This is a genomic window from Methylocaldum sp. RMAD-M (genome assembly GCF_017832375.1).
Lineage (GTDB): Bacteria > Pseudomonadota > Gammaproteobacteria > Methylococcales > Methylococcaceae > Methylocaldum.
This window is the reverse complement of sequence record NZ_JAFIBZ010000029.1, coordinates 33786-60451: the sequence shown is the minus strand read 5'-3', so window position 1 is coordinate 60451 and position 26666 is coordinate 33786. Positions and strand designations below refer to the sequence as shown.

At 55.3% G+C, this 26666-nt stretch carries 19 protein-coding genes, 1 pseudogene and 2 riboswitches; of the genes and pseudogenes, 19 read left to right on the top strand and 1 reads right to left on the bottom strand.

Annotated features, from left to right (window positions below; genetic code table 11):
* Nucleotides 1-2: 2 nt before the first annotated feature.
* The gene (locus JOD69_RS20365; protein ID WP_143735248.1) at nucleotides 3-1145 is read left to right on the top strand and encodes a hypothetical protein; all 1143 of its coding nucleotides are present in this window, start codon (nucleotides 3-5) and stop codon (nucleotides 1143-1145) included.
* 253 nt (nucleotides 1146-1398) lie between these two features.
* Here the strand turns inward: JOD69_RS20365 and JOD69_RS24905 are convergent.
* Nucleotides 1399-1541: pseudogene (locus tag JOD69_RS24905) on the bottom strand (IS630 family transposase); the annotation flags it as partial.
* Nucleotides 1542-1859: 318 nt separating this feature from the next.
* Between JOD69_RS24905 and JOD69_RS20355 the strand changes: the two are divergent.
* The 18 genes from JOD69_RS20355 (at nucleotide 1860) to xrtD (ending at nucleotide 26542) form a co-directional block, all read left to right on the top strand.
* A complete protein-coding gene (locus JOD69_RS20355) occupies nucleotides 1860-2807 on the top strand; it encodes an FAD:protein FMN transferase (protein ID WP_240502613.1) in 948 nt (315 codons plus the stop codon).
* 635 nt (nucleotides 2808-3442) lie between these two features.
* Nucleotides 3443-4303: a VPLPA-CTERM sorting domain-containing protein gene (locus JOD69_RS20350; RefSeq protein WP_143735246.1), complete on the top strand. Its 861-nt coding sequence runs from the start codon at nucleotides 3443-3445 to the stop codon at nucleotides 4301-4303.
* Entirely contained in the window at nucleotides 4300-4428 is a 129-nt protein-coding gene (locus JOD69_RS25150) for a hypothetical protein (protein ID WP_276205413.1), read from the top strand. Before JOD69_RS20350 ends, JOD69_RS25150 begins: the two co-directional genes overlap by 4 nt.
* 421 nt (nucleotides 4429-4849) lie before the next feature.
* Nucleotides 4850-4935, top strand: a riboswitch (cyclic di-GMP riboswitch).
* Between the two features lie 112 nt (nucleotides 4936-5047).
* The gene (locus JOD69_RS20345; protein WP_077731881.1) at nucleotides 5048-5956 is read left to right on the top strand and encodes a VPLPA-CTERM sorting domain-containing protein; all 909 of its coding nucleotides are present in this window, start codon (nucleotides 5048-5050) and stop codon (nucleotides 5954-5956) included.
* A gap of 286 nt (nucleotides 5957-6242) precedes the next feature.
* A riboswitch (cyclic di-GMP riboswitch) is annotated at nucleotides 6243-6331 on the top strand.
* Between the two features lie 114 nt (nucleotides 6332-6445).
* The gene (locus JOD69_RS20340) at nucleotides 6446-7342 is read left to right on the top strand and encodes a hypothetical protein (protein WP_077731880.1); all 897 of its coding nucleotides are present in this window, start codon (nucleotides 6446-6448) and stop codon (nucleotides 7340-7342) included.
* A 363-nt stretch (nucleotides 7343-7705) separates the two neighbouring features.
* The gene (locus JOD69_RS20335; protein ID WP_210024185.1) at nucleotides 7706-9865 is read left to right on the top strand and encodes a hypothetical protein; all 2160 of its coding nucleotides are present in this window, start codon (nucleotides 7706-7708) and stop codon (nucleotides 9863-9865) included.
* A gap of 996 nt (nucleotides 9866-10861) precedes the next feature.
* The gene (gene gmd, locus JOD69_RS20330) at nucleotides 10862-11950 is read left to right on the top strand and encodes a GDP-mannose 4,6-dehydratase (protein WP_077731879.1); all 1089 of its coding nucleotides are present in this window, start codon (nucleotides 10862-10864) and stop codon (nucleotides 11948-11950) included.
* On the top strand, nucleotides 11943-12884 hold the full coding sequence (locus JOD69_RS20325) for a GDP-L-fucose synthase (RefSeq protein WP_077731878.1): 942 nt from the start codon (nucleotides 11943-11945) through the stop codon (nucleotides 12882-12884). Before gmd ends, JOD69_RS20325 begins: the two co-directional genes overlap by 8 nt.
* A 484-nt stretch (nucleotides 12885-13368) precedes the next feature.
* A complete protein-coding gene (locus JOD69_RS20320) occupies nucleotides 13369-14241 on the top strand; it encodes an FkbM family methyltransferase (protein WP_210024184.1) in 873 nt (290 codons plus the stop codon).
* 162 nt (nucleotides 14242-14403) lie between these two features.
* Nucleotides 14404-16284: a hypothetical protein gene (locus JOD69_RS20315; protein WP_156881274.1), complete on the top strand. Its 1881-nt coding sequence runs from the start codon at nucleotides 14404-14406 to the stop codon at nucleotides 16282-16284.
* Nucleotides 16285-16297: 13 nt separating this feature from the next.
* Entirely contained in the window at nucleotides 16298-17620 is a 1323-nt protein-coding gene (locus JOD69_RS20310) for an oligosaccharide flippase family protein (RefSeq protein ID WP_086133785.1), read from the top strand.
* Nucleotides 17621-17920: 300 nt separating this feature from the next.
* Nucleotides 17921-19078 carry a glycosyltransferase gene (locus tag JOD69_RS20305; protein ID WP_086133786.1) on the top strand — a complete coding sequence of 386 codons (1158 nt, stop codon included), beginning with the start codon at nucleotides 17921-17923 and terminating at the stop codon, nucleotides 19076-19078.
* Nucleotides 19075-20571 (top strand): hypothetical protein, encoded by a 1497-nt coding sequence (locus JOD69_RS20300; RefSeq protein WP_086133787.1) that lies wholly within the window; start codon nucleotides 19075-19077, stop codon nucleotides 20569-20571. Before JOD69_RS20305 ends, JOD69_RS20300 begins: the two co-directional genes overlap by 4 nt.
* A complete protein-coding gene (locus tag JOD69_RS20295; protein ID WP_086133788.1) occupies nucleotides 20568-21710 on the top strand; it encodes a glycosyltransferase in 1143 nt (380 codons plus the stop codon). Before JOD69_RS20300 ends, JOD69_RS20295 begins: the two co-directional genes overlap by 4 nt.
* A gap of 310 nt (nucleotides 21711-22020) precedes the next feature.
* Nucleotides 22021-22350, top strand: a complete 330-nt coding sequence (locus JOD69_RS24895) for a putative colanic acid biosynthesis acetyltransferase (RefSeq protein ID WP_240506877.1) — start codon at nucleotides 22021-22023, stop codon at nucleotides 22348-22350.
* A gap of 156 nt (nucleotides 22351-22506) precedes the next feature.
* Complete coding sequence (locus tag JOD69_RS20285; RefSeq protein WP_077731868.1) at nucleotides 22507-23775, top strand: glycosyltransferase family 4 protein; 1269 nt, start codon at nucleotides 22507-22509, stop codon at nucleotides 23773-23775.
* Between the two features lie 114 nt (nucleotides 23776-23889).
* The gene (locus JOD69_RS25145; protein ID WP_168175487.1) at nucleotides 23890-24444 is read left to right on the top strand and encodes a YdcF family protein; all 555 of its coding nucleotides are present in this window, start codon (nucleotides 23890-23892) and stop codon (nucleotides 24442-24444) included.
* Between the two features lie 517 nt (nucleotides 24445-24961).
* A complete protein-coding gene (xrtD, locus tag JOD69_RS20275; RefSeq protein ID WP_086133789.1) occupies nucleotides 24962-26542 on the top strand; it encodes a VPLPA-CTERM-specific exosortase XrtD in 1581 nt (526 codons plus the stop codon).
* Nucleotides 26543-26666: the final 124 nt, after the last annotated feature.

Sequence of the window (26666 nt, the reverse complement as noted above, 5' to 3'; positions counted from 1 at the left end):
CAGTGCACATACTTCGAACACAACTGTTGCCATTTTCATTTATTACGTTGATCAGCCTGTGCGTGACGGCTACCGCCGACCTGATTGAAAACCCTGAGTCCATACCTGTCGGCCAATCACTTACTGTGAATCCACAGGATACCTTATCTATTGGCCCCACTAGCATACATCCAGCCGGCGCGAGTATTTCAATTCGCGGCACCTTGATCAATCAAGGCCAAGTTAACGCACTGAAAAACGGCAGTTCCGGCGGCAATATTTATGTGCAAGGAATTCTTAGTAACTCAGGAAACATCTTCGCCGATGGTGCCCTTTCTATCACCGGTGACAAAATCATTAACCAGGCGGGCGGGAACATCATCCTTAGCGGTTATATGGATATGTATAACAACAACGCGTACTTTGAAAATGCCGGCCGCATGAGCGTAATCGGAGCGTTAGGTCATAGAGTTTACCCTGGAGGCTTTACCGCCGGTGTTCTCAGAGGAACCATCAAAAATACCGGCACATTCATCCTGGATAGGGATAACGTTTCCAATATTTGTTTGAATTATGAGAGAGCAGTTCTCATCAATGAAGGGGTATTTGAGGTCAAAAAAGGCTCAACCTGTGATTTTGGGGCTGCTCAAGCAGGAGGTGATACGTGGACCGAATACCGCCAAACCAAGGGCGAGACGATCGTCGACGGCATCTTCGGGGCGCATAAAATCACTCTGCAGGGCGGAACGCTAAGCGGAACCGGGACGATCTTGAACATGCCCAGTATTAACTCCTCGGCACGATTAAACGTCTCTCCCGGTACGACCGGGTCGCCTTTCGGGACATTGACGCTGATACCTGAGTCCCACAATGGGTACGTTGATTTCTCACGGGGCACAATCACGATCGAACTCGGCGGTCTTTATCCAGCCCACGATCAACTTCATGTTGAGGGCGAATTCATATTAGGCAATGTTAAGATCAATGTCAGTCTGCGGGATGGATTCGTCCCGAAAGCCGGAGACAGTTTCACTCTCCTCAGCGCGAACTCAGTAACCGATTTTGGCGTCCCTATCGAAAGCCGGCTCGATTTGCCGGCACTGCCTTCCGGTTTGAGCTGGCAAGCCGTGAATGACGGAATAACCGTCAAACTCAATGTCCAATAGCCGTTCGGTTCGGTCATTCGACGTGCTGCCGGCATCCCGCCGGCAGCAGCGTATTGAAACCGCAACGAGTGTCCTATCCGATTAGTTTGCCGGCATAGTCGTTGAAGTTTTTGCCAGGCTGGAATCCGCCGGGGCGGTCCATGCGAACAGGCGGGACGATTGGTTTTAATGGGAGATGAAGTGGTCGATCTTGCTCACCAGCGTCTTTGACTCTGGTGAAGGAGCGGCGAGGGAAGGCCTTCTCGGTGGGGTGGGCGAAGAAGCGCTCGACTGGGTTGAGCCAACTGGCGTCGTTGGGATGAAATGCATCTTCCATCGTGGGTGCGCGGCAACCCACGCCTTGATCTTCGCGTGCTTCTGAGTGGCGTACCTGTCGCGGATCGGATGAATGTCCAGGCGATTGCATCGCAATTTTTTGGCAAAACCGTTTGGGGCATCCAAGTCATCAAGAAGAGTCCAAAAGTCGGTGACGAGTATCCCCAGGCGCGTTTAGTTCCCGGCCTATACGTTTTGACGGGCCGGGGTGGTTTCCGGCCGGTGGGAGCGGGCCATAGCTAATTGTAGGATGGGCAACGGCCGATAGGCCGTGCCCATCGTTCCCGACCGAGATGGGCCCGCTTCGCTTGGCCCATCCTATATTGTGCCGGGCAGGCCGGGATAAGGCGCCCGCCGTTCCCGGCGCTCGACGGACGACGAATTACCTTTAGAACAGTCTTGAATTCTTACGGTCTCGAGTATTTCCGTTTCGCCTTCAAGGCAATGGGTACGCCATGCGAAATCCAGCTTTTTGCCGAGACTCGTGCAGAGGCAAGACGGATTTCGGAGCTGGCCATTGCCGATGTGCGCCGCCTGGAGGCGCGCTATTCGCGCTATCGCAACGACAGCCTGCTGTCCGCCATCAACAGGGTCGCCGCCGAGGGTGGCCAGGTTGCGGTGGATGACGAAACGGCGGGTTTGCTGAATTATGCGGCGACCTGTTACGAACAGAGCGACGGGCTTTTCGACATCACCTCCGGCATTTTGCGGCGTGCCTGGCGCTTCGAACAAGGCAAACTGCCGGACGACGCGCAAGTGCGCGGTCTGCTCGAGCAGGTCGGCTGGCACAAGCTGAGGTGGGAACCGCCGGTGCTCGAATTTCCGGTAGCCGGCATGGAGCTCGATTTCGGTGGCATCGTCAAGGAGTATGCCGTCGACAGGGCCGCGGCGCTGTGCCGGGACGCGGGCGTTCGACACGGCGTGATCAATCTGGGCGGCGACATCAAGTTGATCGGCTCGCGGGCGGATGGTAGTCCGTGGCGAGTCGGAATTTCTCACCCGCGCCAAAAAGGCTCGATGATCAAGACCCTGGCGTTGCGCGAAGGCGCGGTCGCGAGCAGCGGGGACTACGAACGCTGCATCGTCGTGGACGGTATCCGATACGGTCATGTGCTGAATCCCAAAAGCGGCTGGCCGGTACGCCATCTCGCCGCCGTCAGCGTGGTGGGGGACTTCTGCGTGGTCGCCGGCAGCGCTTCGACCATCGCCATGCTCAAGGAGGAAAACGGTCCGGCCTGGCTGGACGCCATGGGCTTGCCGCATCTCTGGATCGACGTCGAGGGCAACGTGGGCGGCTCTCTGGCGGAATCGGCAGCTTATTCCAAATCGCGTTCAATCCGGAATTGATTTTCGTAGGGTGGGTGAGGCCGCAAGGCCGTAACCCACCGAGCGGCCTCGGACCTGTCCTGAGCCAAGTCGAAGGGTCGGTGGGTTACGCTGAGCCGAGGGGCTATCCCACCATCGATGGGTTTCGCTTCGCTCTACCCATCCTACGATGAATGTTCATTCGCATGCCGAATGGAATTATTCGTGGGTCGGCAATCCTTTGCCGACTTCGCTTGGCTGTCAACCCGTTACGTCGGGAAAGGATTCCCGACGTAACGAGGCCGCATCATTGCAATCGGCTCCCCCCTCGCCCGACTTCCTCCTCATGCGCGATATGCCGCTGAATGCTGGGGCATATACCTCATTTCCCGGATTCCGGCCTATTTGTAAAGCCTTGGAAGCACCGTAGTGCCTCGATTTGGACACTGGCACGACACTTGTTAAGTATCGGTTGCGCTTAGCTTGCACTTCTTACTCCATTCGGCATGCGAATGAACGTTGCGTAGGGTAGGTTACGGCCACCCTTCGAAAATCAATTCCGGATTGGAAGGGATTTGGAATTACACCGTTTTGCGGCGCGAACGGCTGAAGCGAAGGGGTATGAGCAATGCGGGTTAACGGCGTGGTATCTCAACTTCCAACTTGCAGGGATTCATATGAAACAAACCAGATTGGCCAGGGCGATCGCAATGGCGGTTGCCGGCTCGGCCCTTTCTTTAGGGGTTGTTGCCGAGGCATCGGCACACACGATGTACAACACCTACAACGCCGGAACGCCCGCTACCGATGGGGGAACCGACGGCTGGGTCTATGGCGGTATAAACAATCCGACCTATCCGACGGTATCGCCGGGTTGGGTCGGAACCGCTAGCCCGACGACGCTGCCGTTCGGTTACACCGGTTCTTCGGCGTTGAACTGGGCGGCCGAACTCCATAACGCGGGTGATTCGCTGGAAATTTCCAGGGCAGATGCGCAAGCGAGATATGGCGTTGCAGCGGATATCGATACAGCTAGAGGCGCCTGGCTCGACGCGGGAGCAACCCCTCAGGGCTGGTCGCACACCACCGATATCGGGTTGTTGATGTCGCACAGCGATGCTTATGTCACGCTGAATCTCTCCGCCGTCAATTCGGAAATTGCCAACTTCGGGATTACGGTATTTACCGGTATGGACACCGGTACCGGCTATGAGAACCATCAGGCATGGAATAGCCCGATTCAAGGCTTAGATTTCACCGCGAGCGATCCGTTCGGCACCACCGGCGTAACTTATTTGACCCACGATTCAACCGTCGACGGGGTCAACGGTCTGACCTTCCTGGCGGAGGCCGGTCAGATTTATTCCATTTATCTGGGCGGTAGCGGCGGAGCCAATTGGAATCAAAACAAGGATCTTTACGTCTTGAACATCACGTCTTCTCCGGTTCCGATACCGGCCGCCATTTGGCTGTTCGGCAGTGCTTTGGCCGGGATGGGATTCGTCGGGCGGCACAGACACAAGGCCGTCGCCGCATGATGCGGGACAAGGCGGTCGAGCTTGCCTTCGAGGCTGGGCGCACCATGTGGCATGCGCCGGTGTCGGCGATATCCGGCCGTTTCATCGCCTCGGCCTCAGCCGATCGCCGCTTTGAAACGGTGTAGTGAAAGAGCTGGCTGACTGACCCTCCGGATGATTTGGGTCGCCACATGCTGGAATACCCGTAATAAAAATGCGGGATATCCAGCAGCTTCCGTCGTTTCCGTCATGGAAATAGCGTTATAGAGCGTTTTCCATCCCGGTGTACGGATTCGTTCCAGGAGGGAAGAACGTAGGTCGGCAATCCCTTGCCGACAAAGCCCTTCGCCGAGCCGATACGTCGGCAAGGGATTGCCGACCTACATATCCGAATCCCTTACACCGATTCGGAAAATGCTATATCAACGGTTTACCTCAGGCGCGCTTATTGCTCTTGGGGTATCGGCCGGTTCGACCGAATTCCGGTTCGAACGCGCTTTGTGCTACGGAAAACCCGAAAACCATTGCCGGGGAAGGGGAGCGTAGACCGTAGCAGGGCGGAGTCCCTTTTGCACCTGCCACTCCCGCCGCGAGGCGGGTTCGGAAAGCCACGGGTCTTGTGAGTTTGATCCCAAGACGGCCGGGCCGCCTCCCTCGGTGATGGGGAGATCGGAGCGCCTTCCGCTTTTGACGGGAGCGCTGCGGACATCGCTGCCTATGTGAAAACAAAGACCAACTCCATAGAACAGCACGAGGTAATTTCCTATGTCCAACAACAAAAACAAACTGACCAAAGCGGTGGCCATGGCCCTCGCCGGTACCGTCTTGTCCGTAGGCGCCGTTTCCGGCGCCCAGGCGCATACGATGTACAACACCTTCACCACCACTGAGCTGTCCGCCACCGACGGCTGGAACTATGGGGGTATAGGCAATCCGACCTATCCGACGGTATCGCCGGGTTGGGTCGGAACCGCCAGTGCCACCACGCTGCCTTTCGGCTATGCCGGTACGTCTCATCTGAACTGGGCGGCCGAGCTTCACTCGGCGGGCAACACGCTCGAAATCTCGAAAGCAGATGCAGTAACGCGTTACGGCTTCGCCGCGGAAATCGATACCGGCGCCGGGGCCTGGCAGGACGCAGGCGTCAATGGCAGCGGAGTTCCGACAGCCAACGGGCCGACCGGCTGGAGACATCAGACCGATATTGGCTTGATCAAGGCCGAAGAAACTATGTGGGTAACACTGAATCCCGTGGTGGTTACGGGAACCGGCTACGACATTCAGAACTTTGGCATCACCGTCTTCACCGGCATGGACTCCGGTACTGGCAGTTACTCTCATCACGGCTCCTGGAACTGCCCCGGATGCACACCCGCGAAACCTTACGAAGCCGATAACCCGTTCGGCACCGTAGGACTGAGCTACTTGACTCACGATGGCACCGTCGACGGTGTAGACGGTTTGACCTTTCTGGCCCTGGCCGGTCAGGTTTATTCCATCTACCTGGGCGGCGCCGGCGTGGGGAACTGGAGTCAGAACATCGCGGAGTACAGCTTGAATATCAGCACCGCACCGGTTCCGGTCCCCGCGGCGGTTTGGCTGTTCGGCAGCGCCCTCGCGAGTTTGGTCACGCTGGGACAGCGCCGCAAGAACGTCATGGCCGTTCCCGCCTGAAACAAGACCTCGACGTATGTACACGCCTTCCTTTCCGCGCTCTAAGCGGGGAACTTTTGTGTGGAATCACCCATGAGACTGCGTGATTTGCCACGTCGGTGGCGTTTGCATGCGATTTATCTGTTTGATTAGCAATGATTATTTAGTGGCATATTTATTGTTTCAGCAAAGGCCGGGTCCGCCGCTTAGGGGGCTCATAAAAAGACGCGATACACACGGATTCGCAAGGAATCGGCTGGCAGGGATCGCCCGAGGGATCTTTGTCGGGATGGACCGCCGTTAGGTCTGTCCGAATCGCCACACCCGCCGCGAGGCGGGGCCGGAAAGCTTCGGGTCTCGATGCTATGGAGTATTCGAGACGGCCGAGCCGCCTCCTAGTGTGATGGGGAGGACCGCGGCGCAGCTCCATTGGGTACGGTGAAGCGCCGCGGACATCACTGTTAACGAGCTTTTGGACGACCACTAACAGTGACGAGGACGAATCATAGTATGAAAACCACGGCAACAATACTGGCCCTCGCGGGAATGCTCGGGGGAACATTGGTCGCTGCGCCCGAGGCTCACGCGCACGCCACGTTCAACATCGCCGGTTACGGCGACGGCACCGGCGGCAGCATCAACGGCGCCGACGGAATGCCGGGCACCGACGCGAGCGGCGTTTGGACCAACGGCGGTGTCGGCTATACCGGGAGTTTGCCCGTCATGTGGTATGCGGGCATGCACAGCGCGGCGGCGGCCGGCCGCACCATCGAGACCGGCACGCCCACATCCACCAACGGCAGCAGCCTGCAGCGGCAGATTGCCAACTATAACAACAATAACGATCCCGACCTTCCCACGGATCGAATGCTGCGGGTCGGCGGCCTTTCCTGGTCCGATCCCGACAACGGCGGACAGGGTTGGGGCCACGGAGCGGACTTCGGCCTGATCCATTGGTCCTGCGGCGGCAGCGCCCAGGGCTGCGTGGATGCCGGAATATCGCAATTCAAAATCACTCTGGCGGACGACCTTGCCGACGGCGGCGCCAACCTCAAACTCGGCTACGCGCTTTACGGCGGCTGGGATACCGGTGCCGGCGCTTCTAGGCACGATACCTTCTTTACCGATCCGACCCCGGTAAACAATCCGCTGGGCTCCGACGATCTCACCCTGCTCGGTTGGGGCGTGGCATCCTCGGTCGGCGAGACCTTGTCGCAGGTATTCGACCTCGACACCACTTATGGGGGCGAATACACGATCATCATAGGCGCCTTGGGCGGCGTAGCCGGCAATTATCAATTGACAGTCCAGCCGGTTCCGATTCCCGCTGCCGTATGGCTGTTCGGCAGTGCCTTGGTTGGCGTATTTACCATCGGCCGCCGGACTTCGAAACCGACTCCGGCATAACTTGGCAACCAGAGAGGCAAGAGTGCCCGGGTGGAACGATCTCCCGGGCTCATCCGATCGATCTGGCCATAGAGCATTGATATGTCCCGGCTCATCCGAACACGGCAGACGCGTGCTCAAAGCGATGCCGGAGGCCTTGGGGTTGATGACCGGTTTCGGCGGGTGCCGTAACCATTCGTTTAACAATAATTTCAACGTAGTGACAGGGTCGTCCAATGCGGGCGGTGTCCGACACCTCCTCGCGACCAAGGTTTCGCAACGGCCGAGCAAGGCTCAGCGGTTCGCGCGTTGGTCGTCCGTAGGAGTGGGATCGCCGTCTGTATAGCTACGTTCTTCCAATAAATCCGATCCTGGTACGAGTCCGTGAATAAAAATACGTTTCCACTTTTGGCGGCGCTGGCGCTCATGCTTGGGGGTACGGTCGCCTACCTGCTGCTTACCGATACCGAAGTTTCCAAGTCGGAGCTGGTCACAGGCCACGGCGATGTCGAAACCCTGAAGAACGCGTACAGCCGCTGGAAAACCGCTTATGAAGCTGACGGCGGCGATCGTTTTCTGACCATCCCGCTCGGTTATTCGAAAGCCTTATCCGGAGAATTCAGCCGGGCGCAGGGACGCATGCGGCTCGACCTGCTGGAGGGATGGGTGACGGTCGAAGTCAGCGGACTCGATGCGGGAGGCTACGAGGTTTGGCTGGTCGATAATAAAACCGGCTGGCACAAGGCGGGTGGACAGGAGAAGGCCAACGCCATGCAGAGGCTCGGCCGTCTCGAACCGAACAGTGAAGGGAAACGGATCTTGAAGACCCGTCTCGACGGCTTGGCCATGAGCGGATTCACTTTGGATCTGATTGCCGTTACCCGAGAGAAACGAAATCCCGAAGAGGGGGGCGTGCTGTTCGGTACTCCGGGTTTCATGCAGAGGCTTTATTACGGCGACAAGCCTTGGACCGTGACCCGTGTGGGTAGCTGGCCGAATCTTCCCCGACAGGATACCGGCTTCGCGGCGAAGCCGTTCGAATTCATGCTGCCCAAGCTCGCTCATGCAGATGCCAAAAAGCGGAACGATCTCGATGCGGTTCTCGGCGCGGAGATTGCCCGAGGGCGGGAGATTTTTCTGAATGAAACCTTCGGCGGCAACGGACGCACCTGCGCCACCTGCCATCGGCCGGACAACAATCACACCATCGACCCGAAATACATCGTCAAGCTTCCGAAGGACGATCCCCTGTTCGTGGCCGAATACGACCCTGCGCTCAAGGACTTGGAAAAGCCGCAATTGCTGCGTCAACTCGGCCTGGTCCTTGCCAATGTGGACGGCTTCGACCGGCCCGGCGTCATGCGCAGCGTGCCTCATACCTTGGCCCTGGCGGCGTCGATCGGCACGGAAACTCTGGCGGACGGCGGCGAGTTCGAGGAAGACGCGAAATTTGCCAACGCCATTGGCTGGTCGGGGGACGGCGCGCCGGGAGACGGCTCTCTGCGGCTGTTCGCGCAAGGCGCCATCACCCAGCATATGACCCGAACGCTCAATCGGGTTCCGGGTGTCGATTTTCGTCTGGCCACCGACGAGGAATTGGACGCCCTGGTCGCCTATATGCTGTCCCTGGGGCGCAGCGAGGACATCGTGCTGGCTGACCTGACGTTCACCTCTCCGTTGGTGGAGCGCGGCAAGCAGCTGTTCGACACCAAGGAAAATCCCGTCGACGGCAGCGGCAATCCGATCTTCGGTCAGACGGCCAATTGCAATGGCTGCCACCAAAATGCCGGTGCCAACAGTTCGACCACCAAGAAGAATCCGACGCGTGACAGCGGCGTGGAAAACATGCGGGATCAACCGGCGCACCTGGTCGATGCCAGCATTCCTTATGATGGGGGATTCGGCAAAGAGGAGCACCACGCAAGAATCGACTGCGGTCCCGACTACGACCAGCCCTGCTACGGAGACGGGCGGTTCAACACCCCGTCATTGGTCGAAGCTGCGGATACGGCGCCTTTCTTCCACAACAATAGCGTCAGCACGATCGAGGAAGCGGTGGCCTATTACAACACCGATGCGTTCAATAATTCGCCCGGCTCATTGACGTCGTCCGGCAAGAACCGGCACGTCAAGCTCGACTCGTCCCAGGTCGTCGCCGTCGCGATGTTCCTGCGAACCATCAACGCGCTCGAAAACATACGGAGTTCCAATCGGATGGATCTGCAAGCGCAGAGCCTGAGCGACCGGAGCGCGACAGACATCATCCGATTGGCGGCGGCCGACACGAAGGATGCCATCGAGGTTCTGACGGAGGGTACTTTGATCGTATATCCTGAGGCCCTGACGCATCTCCGTCAGGCGCTGAAGCTTGAGAGGAACGCCGCTTCCGGCCGCGCCAAGGGCCAACGCAATGAGCTGCTGGCTAGAGCCGTCCAGCTCAAGGAAAAAGCGCGCGACTCGATGGTAGCCGGACCGCAAGAAGCTTTTCCGGTTCCGGAGACGGATCGTGGTCCCTCCAGGGGGAAGGGGTCGAGAAAGAAGTAGACGAGAGGATGCCGAAGGACGATCCGTCGAGGTTGCCGGGCGACCGGGCTAACCCTGGGGACTCGTCCTTTCGGGCGTAGGTTGCTTATCCCTAAGTACATTCCGCAAATATTTGCGGAATCTCGACAGATTGGCTTGATTGGCGGGGTTGTCCTGCAGGTTGCCTATGCCGCAAGACTTCCCTGAATGTACTTAGAGCGTTTTCCATCCCGGTGTACGGATTCGTTCCAGGAGGGGAGAGCGTAGGTCGGCAATCCCTTCCCAATCGCAAACGGCATCTCTGGGAGCGCCAGAGCTGCCCTTCCGACAAAGCCCTTCGCCGAGCCGATACGTCGGCAAAGGATTGCCGACCTACAGGGTGCTACAGTCGTAGGTCGGTAACCCTTTGCCGGTGGGCTTTGTGTCGGAAATCGTCGCCTTGGTGTTCCCGGAGACGCCGTTTGCGATTGGGAGGGATTCCCGACCTACTCGCGAGTGCCCGTACAGTCGGTATGAAAATGCCCTAGGTAAATCCATAAGCCGATGAGCCAACGTATGCAGATCCTTTGCTTTCGAGTTATTCAGCCCCGAATCACGGGGACACGCTTCGCAGAACGAAGTTTCTCCCGAGCTATTTATCCGACGGGAGCTAAGACATGGTCAGGAAGTGCCGTATCTCGGACCCTAGGTTCCGGGAATAGGAATGTAACAAAAATGTTCGATTTGATGTGTTACAAGGCTGATCGCTTAGCAGAAGTTTTTATCGCGGACATTCAAGCGTCGAAGGAAAAGAACATTAATCGCAGAGTGGGTTAATGCCTCGCAGCCTAACCGACCTGACAAAAATCGAAACCGTATTGAAGGCCATTTGGAATAAGTGCCTATCCCAGTAGGCTCAAGTAACCCTTCGACAAGCCTGTCCTGAGCCCTTCGACTTAGCTCAGGACAGGCCCGTCGAAGGGCTCAGGGCGAACGGCCTGCTGGGATAGTCTCTAAGAACCTAAAGAAGAGTTCACAGTGAAAAAAGTAGCGCTGATCACCGGGACGACGGGGCAGGACGGGGCCTATCTGGCGGAATTTCTGCTGGAGAAAGGCTACGAGGTGCACGGGCTCAAACGCCGGGCGTCCCTCTTCAACACCGACCGGGTCGATCATTTGTACCAGGACCCGCACGTCGAGGACCGCCGTTTCATCCTCCACTACGGCGATCTGACCGATGCGACCAATCTGATCCGCGTCGTGCAACAGGTCCAGCCCGACGAGATCTATAACCTCGGCGCGCAAAGCCATGTTCAGGTATCGTTCGAAACTCCGGCCTACACCGCCGACACCGACGCTCTCGGATCGCTGAGGCTATTGGAGGCGATTCGCATTCTGGGGCTGGAGAAGAAGACGAGGTTCTACCAGGCTTCAACGTCCGAACTCTACGGCAAGGTTCAAGAGATCCCCCAGACCGAAACCACGCCGTTTTATCCGCGCTCGCCCTACGCCGTGGCCAAGCTCTACGCGTACTGGATCACGGTGAACTACCGCGAGGCGTATGGGCTTTACGCCTGCAACGGCATCCTCTTTAACCACGAGTCGCCGTTGCGGGGCGAAACCTTCGTCAGCCGCAAGATCACCCGTGGTCTGTGCCGGATCAAGCTGGGCCTCCAGGACTGCCTTTACCTCGGCAACCTGGATGCGAAGCGCGACTGGGGGCACGCCAGGGACTACGTCGAAATGCAATGGCTGATGCTGCAACAGGACGCGCCCGACGACTACGTCATCGCGACCGGCGTCCAGTACAGCGTGCGCGAGTTCGTGACCCTTGCCGCTGGGGAACTTGGGATCGAGCTCCACTGGGAAGGGACGGGCCTTGCCGAGCGGGGATACGATGCCGCTACCCGCCGATGCATCGTCGCGGTGGACCCCCGCTATTTCCGTCCGACCGAAGTCGACACCCTGCTGGGCGACCCTAGCAAGGCGCGGGCGAAGCTCGGCTGGGCCCCACGCATCAGTTTTCAGAGCCTGGTCAAGGAAATGGTCGAAGAGGATCTGAAAGCGGCGGAGCGCGACGCCCTGTGCCATCAAGCCGGCTACCGGGTGTTCGACTACCATGAATAAAGACGCCAAGATCTACATCGCCGGCCATCGCGGTCTGGTCGGCTCGGCCCTGGTCCGTAGTCTCGAACGGCAGGGATATACCCATATCCTGACGCGGACCCGAGAAGCGCTCGATCTCACCGATCATGCGGAGGTGAAGCGCTTTTTCGAAACGGAGCGGCCCGAAATCGTCCTCGATGCGGCCGCCAAAGTCGGCGGCATCCGGGCCAACGACACCTACCCGGCGGACTTTATCCGCGACAACCTGTTGATCCAAACCCATTTGATCGACTGCGCCTATCGGAGCGGTGCGAAAAAGTTCGTCTTTCTCGGCTCCTCCTGCATTTACCCCAAACACGCGCCGCAGCCTTTGAAGGAAGACTATCTGCTGACGGGTCCCTTGGAGCCGACCAACGAATGGTACGCGGTGGCCAAGATCGCCGGCATCAAGCTGTGCCAGGCGTACCGGCGCCAATACGGCTTCGACGCCATTGCCCTGATGCCGACCAATCTCTACGGACCGGGCGACAATTTCAGCCTGGAAAACTCGCATGTGTTGCCGGCCCTCATCCGCAAGTTCCACGACGCCAAGGCGGCGAGGGCGAAATCGGTGACCGTCTGGGGCACGGGCACGCCGCGGCGGGAATTCCTGCACGTGGATGACCTGGCCGATGCCGCGGTGTTTCTGATGGAGACTTACTCGGACGAAGCCATCATCAATATCGGTGTGGGCGAAGACCTCAGCATTCGCGAGTTGGCCGAGATGATCCGGAAAGTCGTAGGTTTCGAGGGCGACTTGGTGTTCGATCCGGAAAAACCGGACGGCACGCCGCGAAAGTTGCTGGACGTGTCGAGGCTCCACGCCCTCGGGTGGCGGGAGCGGATACCGTTGAGGCAAGGGATCGAAGAAACCTATCGCTGGTTCCTGGCTCACCAACACGAGTTGCGCTGGTAGGGATGTGGAAAGAGCTAGGGTGTTTTGACGGTAAATAACCTTTTGTTGGACGAGTTTCCCTAAAGCTGTAACAGCAGCCTGTTACGGTATCGAAACAATCCGGGGTTTTACTAAGAGCCTATCTCAGTAGGCCGTTCGCCCTGAGCCCCTCGACTCCGCTCAGGACAGGCCGGTCGAAGGGTTTTGGAGACCTACTGGGATAGGCTCTAAATAGAAAGAAAAGAAGGCCACATCCTCTGGGAGAGGGCAGGGGTTAGGGTAATCGAAGGAAGGCTTCTTTTCTTACAAACAGAACTTGTGAATCGATGCAAAATCCTGAAAAAGCGACAAGAACAAGAATTCTGGTATTGGTCACCGACGCATTCGGCGGTCATGGGGGGATCTCCCGATTCAATAAGGATTTTCTTGGCGCATTGTGCAGCCACCCAATTTACGTTGTGTCCTAAGGCAATCGGAACAGTGTTAGATGTCACTACTTAGCACATTGAGCTTTATTGTTAATCATCCACTTAACTCGGAACGGCGATTGGCGTCGATCAAGCGTTTCGTGACTTGGCAGATTGGCAGCCGACTTGTTCCGGGGGCGGTAGCCGTTCCTTTTGTTAACGAGACTCGTCTTTTAACTCGGCCGGGCATGACAGGGGCGACCGGTAATCTTTATTGCGGCTTGCATGAATTCGAAGACATGGCGTTTGTTCTCCATTTTCTTCGCGAGGAGGATTTATTCGTAGATGTGGGTGCGAATATTGGCAGTTACACCGTTCTCGCAGCCGGAGCAGTTGGGGCGAGGACAATTTCCATAGAGCCAATAGAGGCGACATTTTCTAGTTTGCTCGACAACGTCCGCATTAACGGCCTTGACGATCGAGTTCGAGCAATGAATCTCGGTGTCGGAGGTGAATCGGGAACACTACGATTTACACAAGCTTCGGACACCACGAACCACGTAGTGAGCTCAGCAGATTCTGAAGGGGATACGATTGACGTGAGAATCGAGTCGCTCGACAGCGTACTCGCGGGTGAATCGCCAAGGCTTATTAAGGTCGATGTTGAAGGATTCGAAACAGAGGTTATCGGAGGCGCAGAGCAGACTTTTTCCAACCCGGCACTGATCGCAGCGCTCATGGAGCTAAACGGCAGCGGCGATCGTTACGGATTTGACGAAGATAAGCTTCACCAGATGGTGTTGGAATATGGCTTCGAATCATATTCCTACGTTCCGCTTGAACGGCGTTTAGTTAGTTTAAACGGCAAGAAGAATTTATCCGGGAATACGCTGTATATCCGTGATGTTGGGACGGTAGCGAAACGCTTACGGGAAGCACCGAAGTACAGTGTATTGGAGACCAAGATCTAAGGAAGCTTGGGTTAGTGCATGCCTCGACTCAGTTGCGTATTTGTTTGCTAACAACCGAATTCTCTGAGGGAGTGTCTTGTTAATGAGCAACGTTAGGGTTTTTATCTTCCATCGTATCAACTTGACCGGTTTGTTTGGGTTTTCCGTTTGAAAGCAGGGAAAATGGCTTCAAAGTTACAGGTGCTGGTTTTACTTACGGTTGCCTTCGGAGGATATAGAGGAATATCCAGACTTAACGGGAATTTTCTCGTGGGCTTGGGCTCACACCGTAGCTTCAAAGCCATAAGTGGGTTTTCTCGACCCACGCGTGTCCCGGTCAGCAACGATTGGTCGGCCCAACTCGAATTTATCAATCAGCGGACAACCGACATGGCGATATACAGTACGGCTACGTTATCGGGAGTTGGTACTGACTGCCGTGCACTCCGTTATCGGTTCTGGCTTTGCGTGTTCACGCTGATTCTGCTGTCGGCGACTTCGAAATACGTGCTAGCCGGTATCGCTGAAACAGTGGCCGAAGAGATTCGTTATGAAGCCACTTTGCCAAATAACAGTCCGATTGGTCGGCCATTGCCGTTAGCGGCTAGTTGGAATACCGGTGTTAGGCCAAATGCCTTAGATCCCGACTATCAATTAGCCATGATCGAAAAGGGCCATTTTTTGCTGCCTTGGTTTCAGTTGGATATGCCTAAAGGGCGGAAGGATGTCAAAAATTCAAGCGTTTATTACCAAAATGCTTTGACACGCAGTGGCGAACTCGGCCTCCCTATATCTTTCATTAGTACCCAATGGGAGAGGCCGCTATCAGATGATGCGCATTATCTGACACTGCCACGAGCTTTGAATCCTAACGTGATAAAAGCGGATGGCTCCGTCGCGCCTATGGTGTCGCCCTTCGGGCCAGTTCAGCCTTGGACCGATGTTGGCTACCAATGGACTGCTGCCAGCGTAGTCAGACGACTGCAAAATTGGTATCCGAACCCTCCGCTCGTCGTCTTCGTGTCGAACAACGAACATCCCAAGCTGAAATGGCAAGATGCCGATTTGGACGTACGCTACCTCACATTTAACAACTCCAAAACCGACGAAGCCAAGCGGAAAAGCGCAGGGCAGGGTTGGATCGATCGTTACCGCGCTCTTCAGGCAGGCATGCGTAGTGGGTTGAGAAATAGCGCTTGGAAGCAGAACGCAATCTTTGTTGGTTATAACGCCTTTGGAGGACTTGCCTTTGGCCGTTGGGGGCGTTGGATCAACTATTCACTGGCGATCACTGAACGGATCGAGCCTTGGCCTCTCGCTTGGGATGGCGCATCGCCGTCTTTTTATGTTCATGATTGGGACAACTCTACTGATTTTACAGCTATGAGCCCCCTAATCGGCTCCATGAACTGGGTATTCATGTTGGAGGATGCCTATCGCCTGAACCCAAACTTCTGGCTCGAATTATCAGTTTGGGATGGGCATCGGCCAAGAAGTAAAACCAGCAAAAGAGCCTATTACGCCAGGCTTGGCCAATCATATAGCCCGGATCGCTATGCGGGCATGGTCAAGTTCGGCATGTGGTTACTCCGTCCCAGAGTTATTCGTGAATTTCGCTTTCCGGAGGAAACTCGGAATGCCATAAATCCTTATTTTACCGAATTGATCCGAGCTGTTGATAATATCCATCACGACCCGGTACTCAAAGAGTTTTGGAGAAATGGGATATTGCTTCCGAATAAGAAACGCAAACATCCTTATCAGGAGCACATACCAGCCGAGTATGCGATGAAGGATCGGTGGTTCCTGCTTGATACCGATTTGGATCCGAAAAGACCATGGAATTTGTCCACGGAAATCCCGGTATTTACCTTGGCTTTGGAAAAAGGCGTGGCGCCTGATCGGGAATGGTTGATCGTAATTCATTCTCCGCTAGGTGATAGGGCGGATGTTGAAGTGACGGTGCCGGGATATGGAGGGGTCCGTGTGAGTGCGGCACCAAAAGGTAGCTATTACCACCTATATGAGGTGGACGGGAAAATCGAAATAGTTGGTAGGTTGTAGTTGAATCGAACATATGGCTTCGACTGTCCTGAATACTAAGATGCGCCGAGGCCAACCATTAGGCCTTCGCCAGCGTGTGTTATCCGGTGCGTTATGGGTTACGATCGCAAACGTAGCTTATCGGGGTATGTTGATGTTGGCCATGATGATGGTGGCCAGGATTTTAGGCAAAGAGGAATATGGCCAGCTCGGGATAATCCAAAGCAGTATCACCATGTTCGAGGCGATCGCTGCATTAGGGATGGGAATTACTGCAACGAAACATATTGCTGAATATCGGAATAGCGATAAATACAAAGTTTCCAGAGTGATCACGCTGACCAGAGTGACGACTTTTGTCACCGGGGTGTTTTTCGGGGTTGTCATATACCTGATTGCCCCACAGATGTCTACCACTATGCTGGGTTCTGGCGAGTTGACCGAGTTCGTAAGAATCAGCGCACTGATACTATTCTTTAATGCTATATCCGGTGGACGGGTGGGTATTCTGGCGGGTTTTGAAGCCTATCGCGCAATGGCACTTATCAATAGCCTCACGGGAACCATGACCGTGTTGCTGGTAGCCGGAGGGGCTCGTTTTTACGGCGTCGACGGCGCCCTTTGGGGCCTTGTCGGGGTGTCGTCGATAAACGCACTCTTGAATCATATTCTTAGTATCAGAGTTATGCGCAAAGAGGGGATTCCTCGGGCACCAAAGCTGACCCGTAGCGAATGGTATTTGTTATGGCGTTTCAGTGTGCCGGCTATGATGGCGGGGATTTTATATGCCCCAGTTAACTGGATTGGCGGGGCCTATCTTGTGAGGACCGACGGATTCGGCGAAATGGGCTTATTTGCTGCTGCCAATCAGTGGTTTTCTGTTCTGCTATTTATTCCGGGAGTAATCACCAGCGTGTTCCTGCCAGTCTTCGCGGATCACGGGGGACGAGGCCGGGAACACAACTTGCGCGGGCTTCTAGGAAAAGCATTGAAAGCTACCGTATTGGTATCGTTACCCCTTGTCGCCGCTGTTGCACTTTCAAGCTCCTGGATCATGCGTCTTTATGGGGAAGGATACTTCGAAGCGGCCACACTGCTCGTAATGATTGCGCTGGCCGCATTTGTGGCATCGACTCAAAATATATTGGGCAATGCCTTGGCGACTATTAACCGGATGTGGATCCATTTTGCATCGAATATGGTTTGGGCAGTCGTGTACCTGATGACGGTCATTATCCTGGTAGAACTCGGCTACAAAGCGATGGGATTATGTTTGGCAATATTGCTTGCCTATTTCGTAAAACTGCTTTTCTCTGGTGTTATGGTTCGTATGTATATTTCGAACGGTACTCGTTAGATTGATATGACACGCCCTGAAACTGCCGCCCGATGGAAAATTGATTGGATTATCATCCAAGATGGAGTCTGGACTGGGGCAGAATCCGTTGTTATCGGCGGAGGCCGGATTGGTGAAAACAGTCTAATTGGGGCTGGTTCTGTGGTCGTAACCGATATTCCGGATCGAGTCATTGCGGTAGCAAACCCATGTAGCTCAATCAAACGGTGGGAGAGCACGTTGAATGTTATGGGCGCCAATCGGAAGCGTTTGCGTGCCCGTCGCGTCCCTATTTGAGCTTGAAACCATAAAAGTAAATTAATGCCGAATCGCAATATCGTTTTTTGGCAAAGAAACCCAAGCCCTCACCAGTCCGCTTACATACGGGCTATGGCCGAGCTTCCAGGTATCGTAAATGTGCAGGGGGTTTTTATAAAGGATCTTGACGTATGGCGCAGGGAAATGGGGTGGTCAAGGCCGGACTTCGGATCTGTTGATATCAGTGTTGCTCCTAACAATGAAGCGTTCGATGCCCTTTTGGAGGCAGGGGGGGCAGAATGTACTCACGTGGTGTCAGGGATTATTGCCGAGCCTAGGCTCAGGAGAGTCCTTTCACATGCTAGAAACAAACAGACGTTAATTGGATTGTTGTCGGAAGGACGCGATTGGCGAGGGTCTAAAGGACTATTGCGCAGCTTGCATAGTTTCGGATGTGAAAGACGTTACACCGACGATGTTGATTTCGTATTGGCTATTGGGCACCTGGCAAGTAAATGGTATAGGAATATTGGATTTTCACCAGATAAGATATTTGACTTCTGTTATGTCGTGGAAGAAAAGAATGACGACACTGTCGATATCGCTTGTAGTAACTCTGATGGAATTCTGAAGATTCTTTTTGTAGGGCAATTGATTTCGCGAAAACGCGTCACCGTTTTATTGGAGGCGTTGAGGAAACTCAAAGGCGCCCCCTGGAAACTTTCGATCATTGGAGATGGCGTTGAAAAGCCAGTGCTAGTTTCCTTGGCGAAAGAACTTGGCATTTCAGCGTCTGTTGAGTTTTTCGGTTTTCAAGATAATGCTTCCGTACGCAGAGCTATTTCAAATGCTGATCTTCTGGTATTGCCTAGCCACTGGGATGGTTGGGGTGCCGTCGTCAATGAAGCGCTGATGGCGGGAACGCGAGTTGTATGCAGCGACTTCTGCGGTGCGGCAGATCTGGTACGAGATACTCCTTACGGAGGCGTCTTCGCCTGTGATTCGGTTGACGGTTTGGCGCATCAATTGAGCGCTCAGATTGCACGGGGCACTGTTAGTGCCGAAGAACGAGGGGCAATTCGGCGATATAGCGAGACCATAACCGGACCGGTGGTTGCCCAGTATTTAAGGGAAATTATCGAGCACGTATCCGGTAAAAATCCAATCCGGCCTATTCCTCCTTGGAAGCGTCCATTGAAGGAAATGGAGACGCAGCCATGAATGCATTGGCGTTGCGACATCAGGCCAGGCTGGTATCGGTTAAACAGCTTTTTCTGATTGTGGGCATTCTGGGCTGCCTGACACTAGGCGACGGAGTGGTGGCGGGAGCCCATGTCATGCTCGGCTTGTGGTTGTTATTGGGCATCCCGCAAACGATACAGGCTTTATCTCTGGCTGTTGTCATTAAATATCTGAATCCGGTTTTGTACACATACCCCGAGGGAGTGGGAGTGATGGGGTGGGGTGTAATCGTGCTGGGAGGTATACGGTTGCTATTTGGCACGAGAATACGCAATGTAAAAATTATTCTGCCTTTGGTTGGCTTTTCACTTGTCGTCGCCGCGTTATTCGTGGTGCAGGACAACAAAGCTCCGGGTGTGTCGGTCATGAAATTGATCATGTTTACCTACGTGTCGTGTGCCATCGTTCTTGGCTGCGCATCGCTGAGCGAGGAGCAAGCGCGGGAATTGGGTACATGGTTCAATTCGCTGATCGCTGCCGTCGTGTTGTTGTCGCTGCCGGTGTTCGCATTTGCCGAGGTCGCTTATGCGAGAAACGGGCAGGGGTTCCAGGGAATATTGAACCATCCTCAAGCTTTCGGTCCTATCTTGGCGCCCGCAGCCAGTGCATTACTTGCCAGCATTTTTTTCGGCAAGCCGAAGAGCTTTCTACGTTTTCTTGCCATCGTTTTGGGACTGATAGCCTTGATAATCGTGTCACAGGCGAGGACTGCATTGGCTGCTGTGATGCTGAGCATGGCCGCCACGACGGCCGTGGTCTTTTTCAAGAAAAGGAAATTTATGCAGTTTCGCATGGGACGCTTCATCAAGATTTCTACGTTGGCACTTGTCGCGTTAATGCTGGCTGTGGCTTCTTCATCTGTCCTGCAAGAAAAGCTGATGGGTTATGTCTATAAGCGAGGTTCGACGAATATCGAATCGGCGCTTTCATCGCGCAGTGGCGGTATTGAGTCGCAATGGAACTACTTTCTGGAAAATCCTCTGACCGGGTGCGGCTTCGGCGTCTATCCATGGGGCCTAGGACGTCTGGGAGCGGTCGAGTTCATGGGATTGCCGATATCGGCTCCAGTGGAGAAGGGTTTCTTGCCGACCGCAATATTGGAGGAAACCGGGCTACTTGGGGGGATAAGCTTTCTCGGTGTGCTGATCTATCTGAGCCGGCGTGTGATTGCGCAGCGAAATACCCAGTGGATGGCCATGTTTTTTGCCTGCATTTTTGTGAACGTGGGGGAGATGGTTATTTTCTCGGTGGGGGGTGTCGGTTTGTTGTATTGGCTGATGATCGGCGTAGCGACACGTGTTCCGCCGGACCAGGGCACTGAAAATAGCGAGCCACAAAAAAATCGGAGTATCGCAATAAGGTCACACCTAAGAACCGATTCGGCAACGGCAATGGCTGGCTTTACTAGATCAGCTTCGAGCAAAGACTTGAGAAACGAGGTTCGAAGCCAAACGGGTGTCTCACTCTTATGAAGATAATTCAAGTTGTTTCGGGAATCGATAATCTGGCGGGGGGGCCTTCGTATACGGTGCCGAGGCTATGTGAGACCTTGGGAGAAAGGAATTGTCATGTAGAGCTTCACACGCTAGAACCGTTACCTAAGTCAGCCAGTAAAACCGGTTACGACATCCAGGCGTATCCAAAAACCGGGTTGCCGCTAATGAGTCGATTCGGCTTATCGCCTGCGATGATATCTGGGTTGACGGGTGCGGCAGGTTCGGCAGATATCATTCATAACCATGGCTTATGGCTTTTGCCGAATTTGTACGCTTACCAGGCAGCCTGCAATCAACGGGTCCGTTTTGTGGTTTCTCCCCGCGGGATGCTGTCGTCATGGGCGTTGGCGCACTCGAAATGGAAAAAGCGCTTGGTCTGGCACTGGAAGCAGAAACGTGCGCTGGAAGCGGCCGCATGTTTTCACGCCACTGCGGAAAGCGAACTGGAGGATATTCGCCGCTTGGGTTTTTCATCGCCGGTAGCGGTGATACCGAACGGCATGGACGTGCCCAGAGAGGAGCGGAAGTCTTTGCCAGGCTCGCGAAGGTTGTTGTTTCTCGCCCGAATCCACAAGATAAAAGGCGTCGACATCCTGCTGAAGGCCTGGGGTCGCCTGGAAGAGCGTCATTCGGACTGGGAATTGACCGTAGCCGGTCCTGACGACGGGGGCTATTTAGACGATATAAAACGGTTGGCAGCAGCCCTGCAGCTCAGGAAGGTGGATTTTACCGGTCCGGTGTATGGTGAGCATAAACGCAACTTGCTGCTTTCTTCGGACCTCTATGTGTTGCCGACGCACTCCGAAAATTTTGGAATGACCGTCGCCGAGGCATTGGCGCACGGCGTTCCCGCGGTAGTCACCAAGGGCGCGCCCTGGCGGGGACTTGAGGACCACCGGTGCGGTTGGTGGATTGAATTAAGCGAAGATTCCCTTACCGCCTGCCTTGATCAGGCAATGATGAAAGGAGATACGGAGCTGCGCGCCATGGGGGAACGCGGGAGAAACTGGATGCTGCGGCAATATTCCTGGTCGTCTGTTGCCGAGAAAATGGAGCACACCTATTCGTGGCTGCTCCACGGGGGGGAGCGCCCCGCGTGGATCAGTTGCACGTAAACCCGTGGTGTTCAAACTCAGTCAAGTTGAATCGTTTCCGTATTGGTATTCATTGCAACCCATCGCTTTTTCAGCGGCACCATTCATTATGTCGAGCTCTGTTACCTTTTCTCGCAGTTCTAGCCCCCACTCGCTGAAGAACCGGGCACTACGGGCGCTATGGGGTTGGGCATGGCTGCTGTTGTTCCGTCCAAGTCCCCGAACGTTCCACGCGTGGCGGCGGGCTTTATTGAGGCTATTCGGAGCTCGTATCGGCAAAGGGGTTTATGTGTATCCCTCCTCGAAAATTTGGGCGCCGTGGAACCTGGAGATGGAAGACCACAGCTGCTTGGGGGATCACGTGGATTGCTATTGCGTGGACAAGATTCACCTCGGCGCTCACGCCACGGTCAGCCAATACAGCTATTTGTGCAGTGCCAGCCACGATTACACGCGCGCCGACCTACCTCTGATAACAGCGCCCATATCGGTCGGGGCAGGGGCTTGGGTAACGGCGGACGCTTTCGTGGGACCGGGCGTCGTCATTGGCGAAGGCGCGATCGTCGGAGTCAGGTCTACGGTGTTGAAGGACGTTGAGCCGTGGACAGTGGTGGCGGGGACCCCGGCTCGGAAAATCAAAGATCGAGTGATGCAGGAATGACGTTTTACCCTCATTGGGCGATGACGTTTCGCCGCCGCAGGCGAATTTTGCGACGGCAATGCGCGCGAGCGGTTTTTCGTGTTCAACATCGAAGAACCGCATTGCCGAACATGGAGTGTCTTCACCTAATGGAAAACGTGTGATTAGGAATTCGGAATGGCTAACCATAAGATCATTTTCGTCAACCGGTACTTTTACCCGGACCATTCGGCGACCAGCCAAATGCTGAGCGATCTAGCGTTCGACCTGGCGTGCGAGGGTTATCCAGTGAACGTCGTCACCAGCCGCCAGCTTTACGACCGGCCTACTGCCGAACTGACCAAGGCGGAGGATATACGCGGCGTTCGCATCTTCCGGATTTGGACCACGCGGTTCGGTCGGGCCGGATTGCTCGGCCGGGCTTTGGATTATGCGAGTTTTTATCTGTCCGCATTTTTGGTGTTGTTGCGGTTGACGGCCAAGGGCGATGTGATTGTCGCCAAGACCGATCCGCCGCTGATATCGGTGATCTGTGGGCTGGTCGCGGTCCTTCGGGGCGCTGCTTTGGTGAACTGGATTCAGGATCTGTTCCCCGAGGTGGCGACGGAACTCGATATGAAAGCGATCGGTCCGGCCATGCCTTTGGCCCGGAGCCTACGGAACTGGTCTTTGCGTAGAGCGGCCTGCAACGTGGTATTGGGCGAGTTGATGGCGCAAAAGCTCTCGGAACAGAGGGTCGATGCGGAGAGTGTTCGGGTGATCCCGAATTGGGCGGACGGCGACCATATCAAGCCCTTGGCGCCGGAAGACAACGAATTGCGCCGGGAATGGGGTCTCGAAAACAAATTCGTCGTGGGTTATTCCGGGAATCTCGGGCGGGCTCACGAGTTCTTTACCATTCTTCGAGCGGCGGAGATCCTCCGGGACCGGGATGAGAGGATGATGTTCCTGTTTATCGGCAGCGGCGCGCAGCGTGTTGCGCTGGAGCAATGGATCGAAGCGCACGCCTTAACGAACGTGTTGTTTCGGCCGTACCAACCAAAAGAAAAGCTCGGACTCAGCTTGAGCGTTCCGGATGCGCATCTCGTTTGTCTCAAACCGGGTCTCGAAGGGTTGATCGTCCCCAGCAAGTTCTACGGTATCGCGGCGGCCGGTCGGCCGACGCTGTTCGTGGGCGACCCGGACGGCGAAATCCCGAGAGTCTTGAATGCGGTGAACTGCGGGTACGCCGTTTCCGCTGGAGATCCGGAAGGACTGGTTCGGTATATAGAGGCCTTGAAGTCCGATCCGGATGCTTGCCGGCAAATGGGGCTGAGAGCACGGACCGAGTTCGAGCGGCGATTCAGTCGTCCGCGGGCCGTCGCGGCCTGGAAGGACCTGCTGGATTCCTTCGGGTCGGAGAAAGCAGCCGAGAGCTCGGATTCGAGCTATTCAAGGACTTTCTAATTCTTTCGGGCGATGAATTTGAGGACGGGGCGGTATCTTGAGTCGGTGTCGGTTGTCACTCGTGTGTCGGCATCTTTCGTTGCGTGGCGTGTCGCATGGTGCGCAGTGATTTCGGTGTTTGCCATTGCATTGCTGCTTGGCAGCCGTGCGGGCGATTTTTTGGCTATCGAGTCCAATAATCCTCGGCAGGCCGACTTGGTCGTGATTCTGGGCGGCGGGTGGGAAACGCGAGTGGCGACGGGCGGATCTTTGATGCGCGACGGGTGGGCTGAGCATGTTCTTTTAACCGGAGTACAGAAAGCGCACGATCGGAATGGGGAACCGTCGAACGATCCGAGATATAGCTATCTCCGGTCGTTGGGAGTGTCGAGTGAAACAATTCTGCTGGACAGTTCCGCCAAAAGCACATGGGAAGAAGCGCACGTTATAAGGGATTTGGTTAAGAAAAACGGCTGGAGCAGCGTCCTTATCGTTTCCGACCCGCCACATTTCCGGCGGCTCGGATGGGTTTGCGAGCGGGTATTGGGTGTCTCGAATATCGATTATCGTTTGATCGCGAGCCGGCCGCGTTGGTGGAATCCAAGTCTGTGGTGGGAAAACAAAATCTCGGCTTCCTTTGTACTTAAAGAATTCATAAAGCTTTTTTATTACCGCGTTAAGTATGTTTGAGTTTAGATATCTTGGGTAATAGGAGGCTATTCCAGTTGACCCTAGAAACCCTTCGACTTTGCTCAGGACAGGCCCTTCGACTTTGCTCAGGGCGAACGGCCTATTGGACCAGTGCCGTTAAGGTAAGCTGCCATGCCACGTAGGGAAGGTCCCGCGACTAAAGCGATGTTTGCGCCTTGCGCTGGTTGTGCTGGTTCCCAAACTCCCGTTTGGGAACCCAGTTTGGGAAGCTCCCGCTTCTCGATTCGCGTGCGGTTTCTGGAAGCTAGAGCTTCTCGGGTAGGGCGCCCAAACGGGAGCTTGGGCGCCAGCGGAATGGGCTGTTTGCGATTGGAATGACGGGGTAGGACTTATTCCAAATTGCTTTCAGTCAGGAATTCATTTTGTAGGATGGGTTTCGCTTCGCTCTACCCATCCTACGATGAATGTTCGCTCGAATGCCGAATGGAGTTAAGCGGATGATATCGCCTTATTTGGGGCAGGCACTAAGAATAGAAATAGAGAAAGGCCGGACATAATGGTTGCAACAGATTCGAAAACTGAATTGTGGGATATCGGACTTAAGTTTTGGGGGTGGTTCAGCCTTTTGATAGGGATATCGGTATTTACATTTTTTGACGGCCTCAAATTCGTCTTCGGATATTGGACGACAAGCGAGGAATACAGCCACGGTCTTCTGATTCCGTTCATCACCGCTTTCCTGATCTGGCAGAAAAAAAACGAACTGGCCCGGTTGCCGTTCGAAGGCTCCTGGGCCGGTGTAGGTGTCGTCGGCTTGGGGTTGGGACTTTATTTTCTGGGCGAATTGGCGACGCTCTACATCATCGTCCAGTATGCCTTCCTGGTCGTCGCGTTCGGCCTGGTTCTCGCGGTGACCGGGTTCAAGATATTCAAGCAGATTTGGATACCGCTGTTCTTTTTGTTTTTTGCAATTCCTTTGCCCAATTTTCTTTATCAGGGCCTGTCGGGCAAGCTCCAGCTCCTTTCCTCGGCACTCGGCGTCTCTTTCATTCGGGCCTGCGATATCAGCGTTTATCTCGAAGGCAATGTCATCGACCTCGGCTCGTACAAGCTTCAGGTGGTGGAAGCCTGCAACGGGCTGCGTTATCTCTTTCCCCTGATGAGCCTCTCGTTCATGTGCGCCTATTTCTTCAAGGTGGCATTGTGGAAACGGGCCGTAATTTTTCTCTCCAGCATTCCGATCACGATTCTGATGAACAGCTTTCGCATCGGCATCATCGGGGTAATGGTCGAGTACTGGGGAAAATCGATGGCGGAAGGATTCCTGCACGATTTCGAGGGCTGGGCAATCTTCATGGCCTGCACCGGCCTACTGGTGGGGGAAATGTGGCTGCTGGCCAGGATCGGGCGGGAGCCGCGGCCGTTGCTGGAAGTGTTTGGTTTGGCGTTTCCGGAACCGTCGCCGAAGGATGCGTTGTTTCGGGAGCGCACCTTGCCGCGCCAATACTGGCCGGTGCTGGGGCTTTCGGTCGTGGCATTGGGGGGTGCTCAACTCCTGCAGCATCGGGAAGAATTCGTTCCTCCTCGTGCCGAGTTCGTCGATTTCCCCATGCAACTGGCCGATTGGACGGGGCGGCGCGAGACGATGGAGCAGCAATACATCGATGCGCTCAAATTCGATGACTACATTCTGGCTAACTATGTCCGCGACGGGGTCATGCCGGTCAATTTTTATTCCGCCTATTACGCCTCCCAGCGCAAGGGCGAGTCGATACATTCGCCCCGCTCCTGCATTCCGGGCGGCGGTTGGGAAATCAAATCGCTGGAGACCGTGAATGCCGATCTTCCCGGCGAGGAAGGCGATCCGCTTAGGATCAACCGCCTGGTCATTCAGAAAGGCGAGGATCGCCAGCTCGTTTACTACTGGTTTCAGCAGCGCGGGCGCAATCTGACCAACGAATATGCCGTGAAGTGGTATCTGTTCTGGGATGCGCTGACGCTTAATCGTACCGACGGCGCCCTAGTGCGGCTCACGACCTATCTTCCCCGCGGAGAGGAGCTCGCGACGGGCGAGGCGCGGCTCAACGAGTTCCTGCGTGTCTTGAAGCCGCAATTGAATCGTTATATCGCGGATTAGACGCATGCGCTTAATTTTGCCGAAGTTGTACGCCAAAGCCGTTAAGTCAAGCTGTCATACCGGCAGGGAGTGCCGGTATCCAGAGCACGGGGATGTGATCCAGGCTGATGCTATCCCTGGCTTC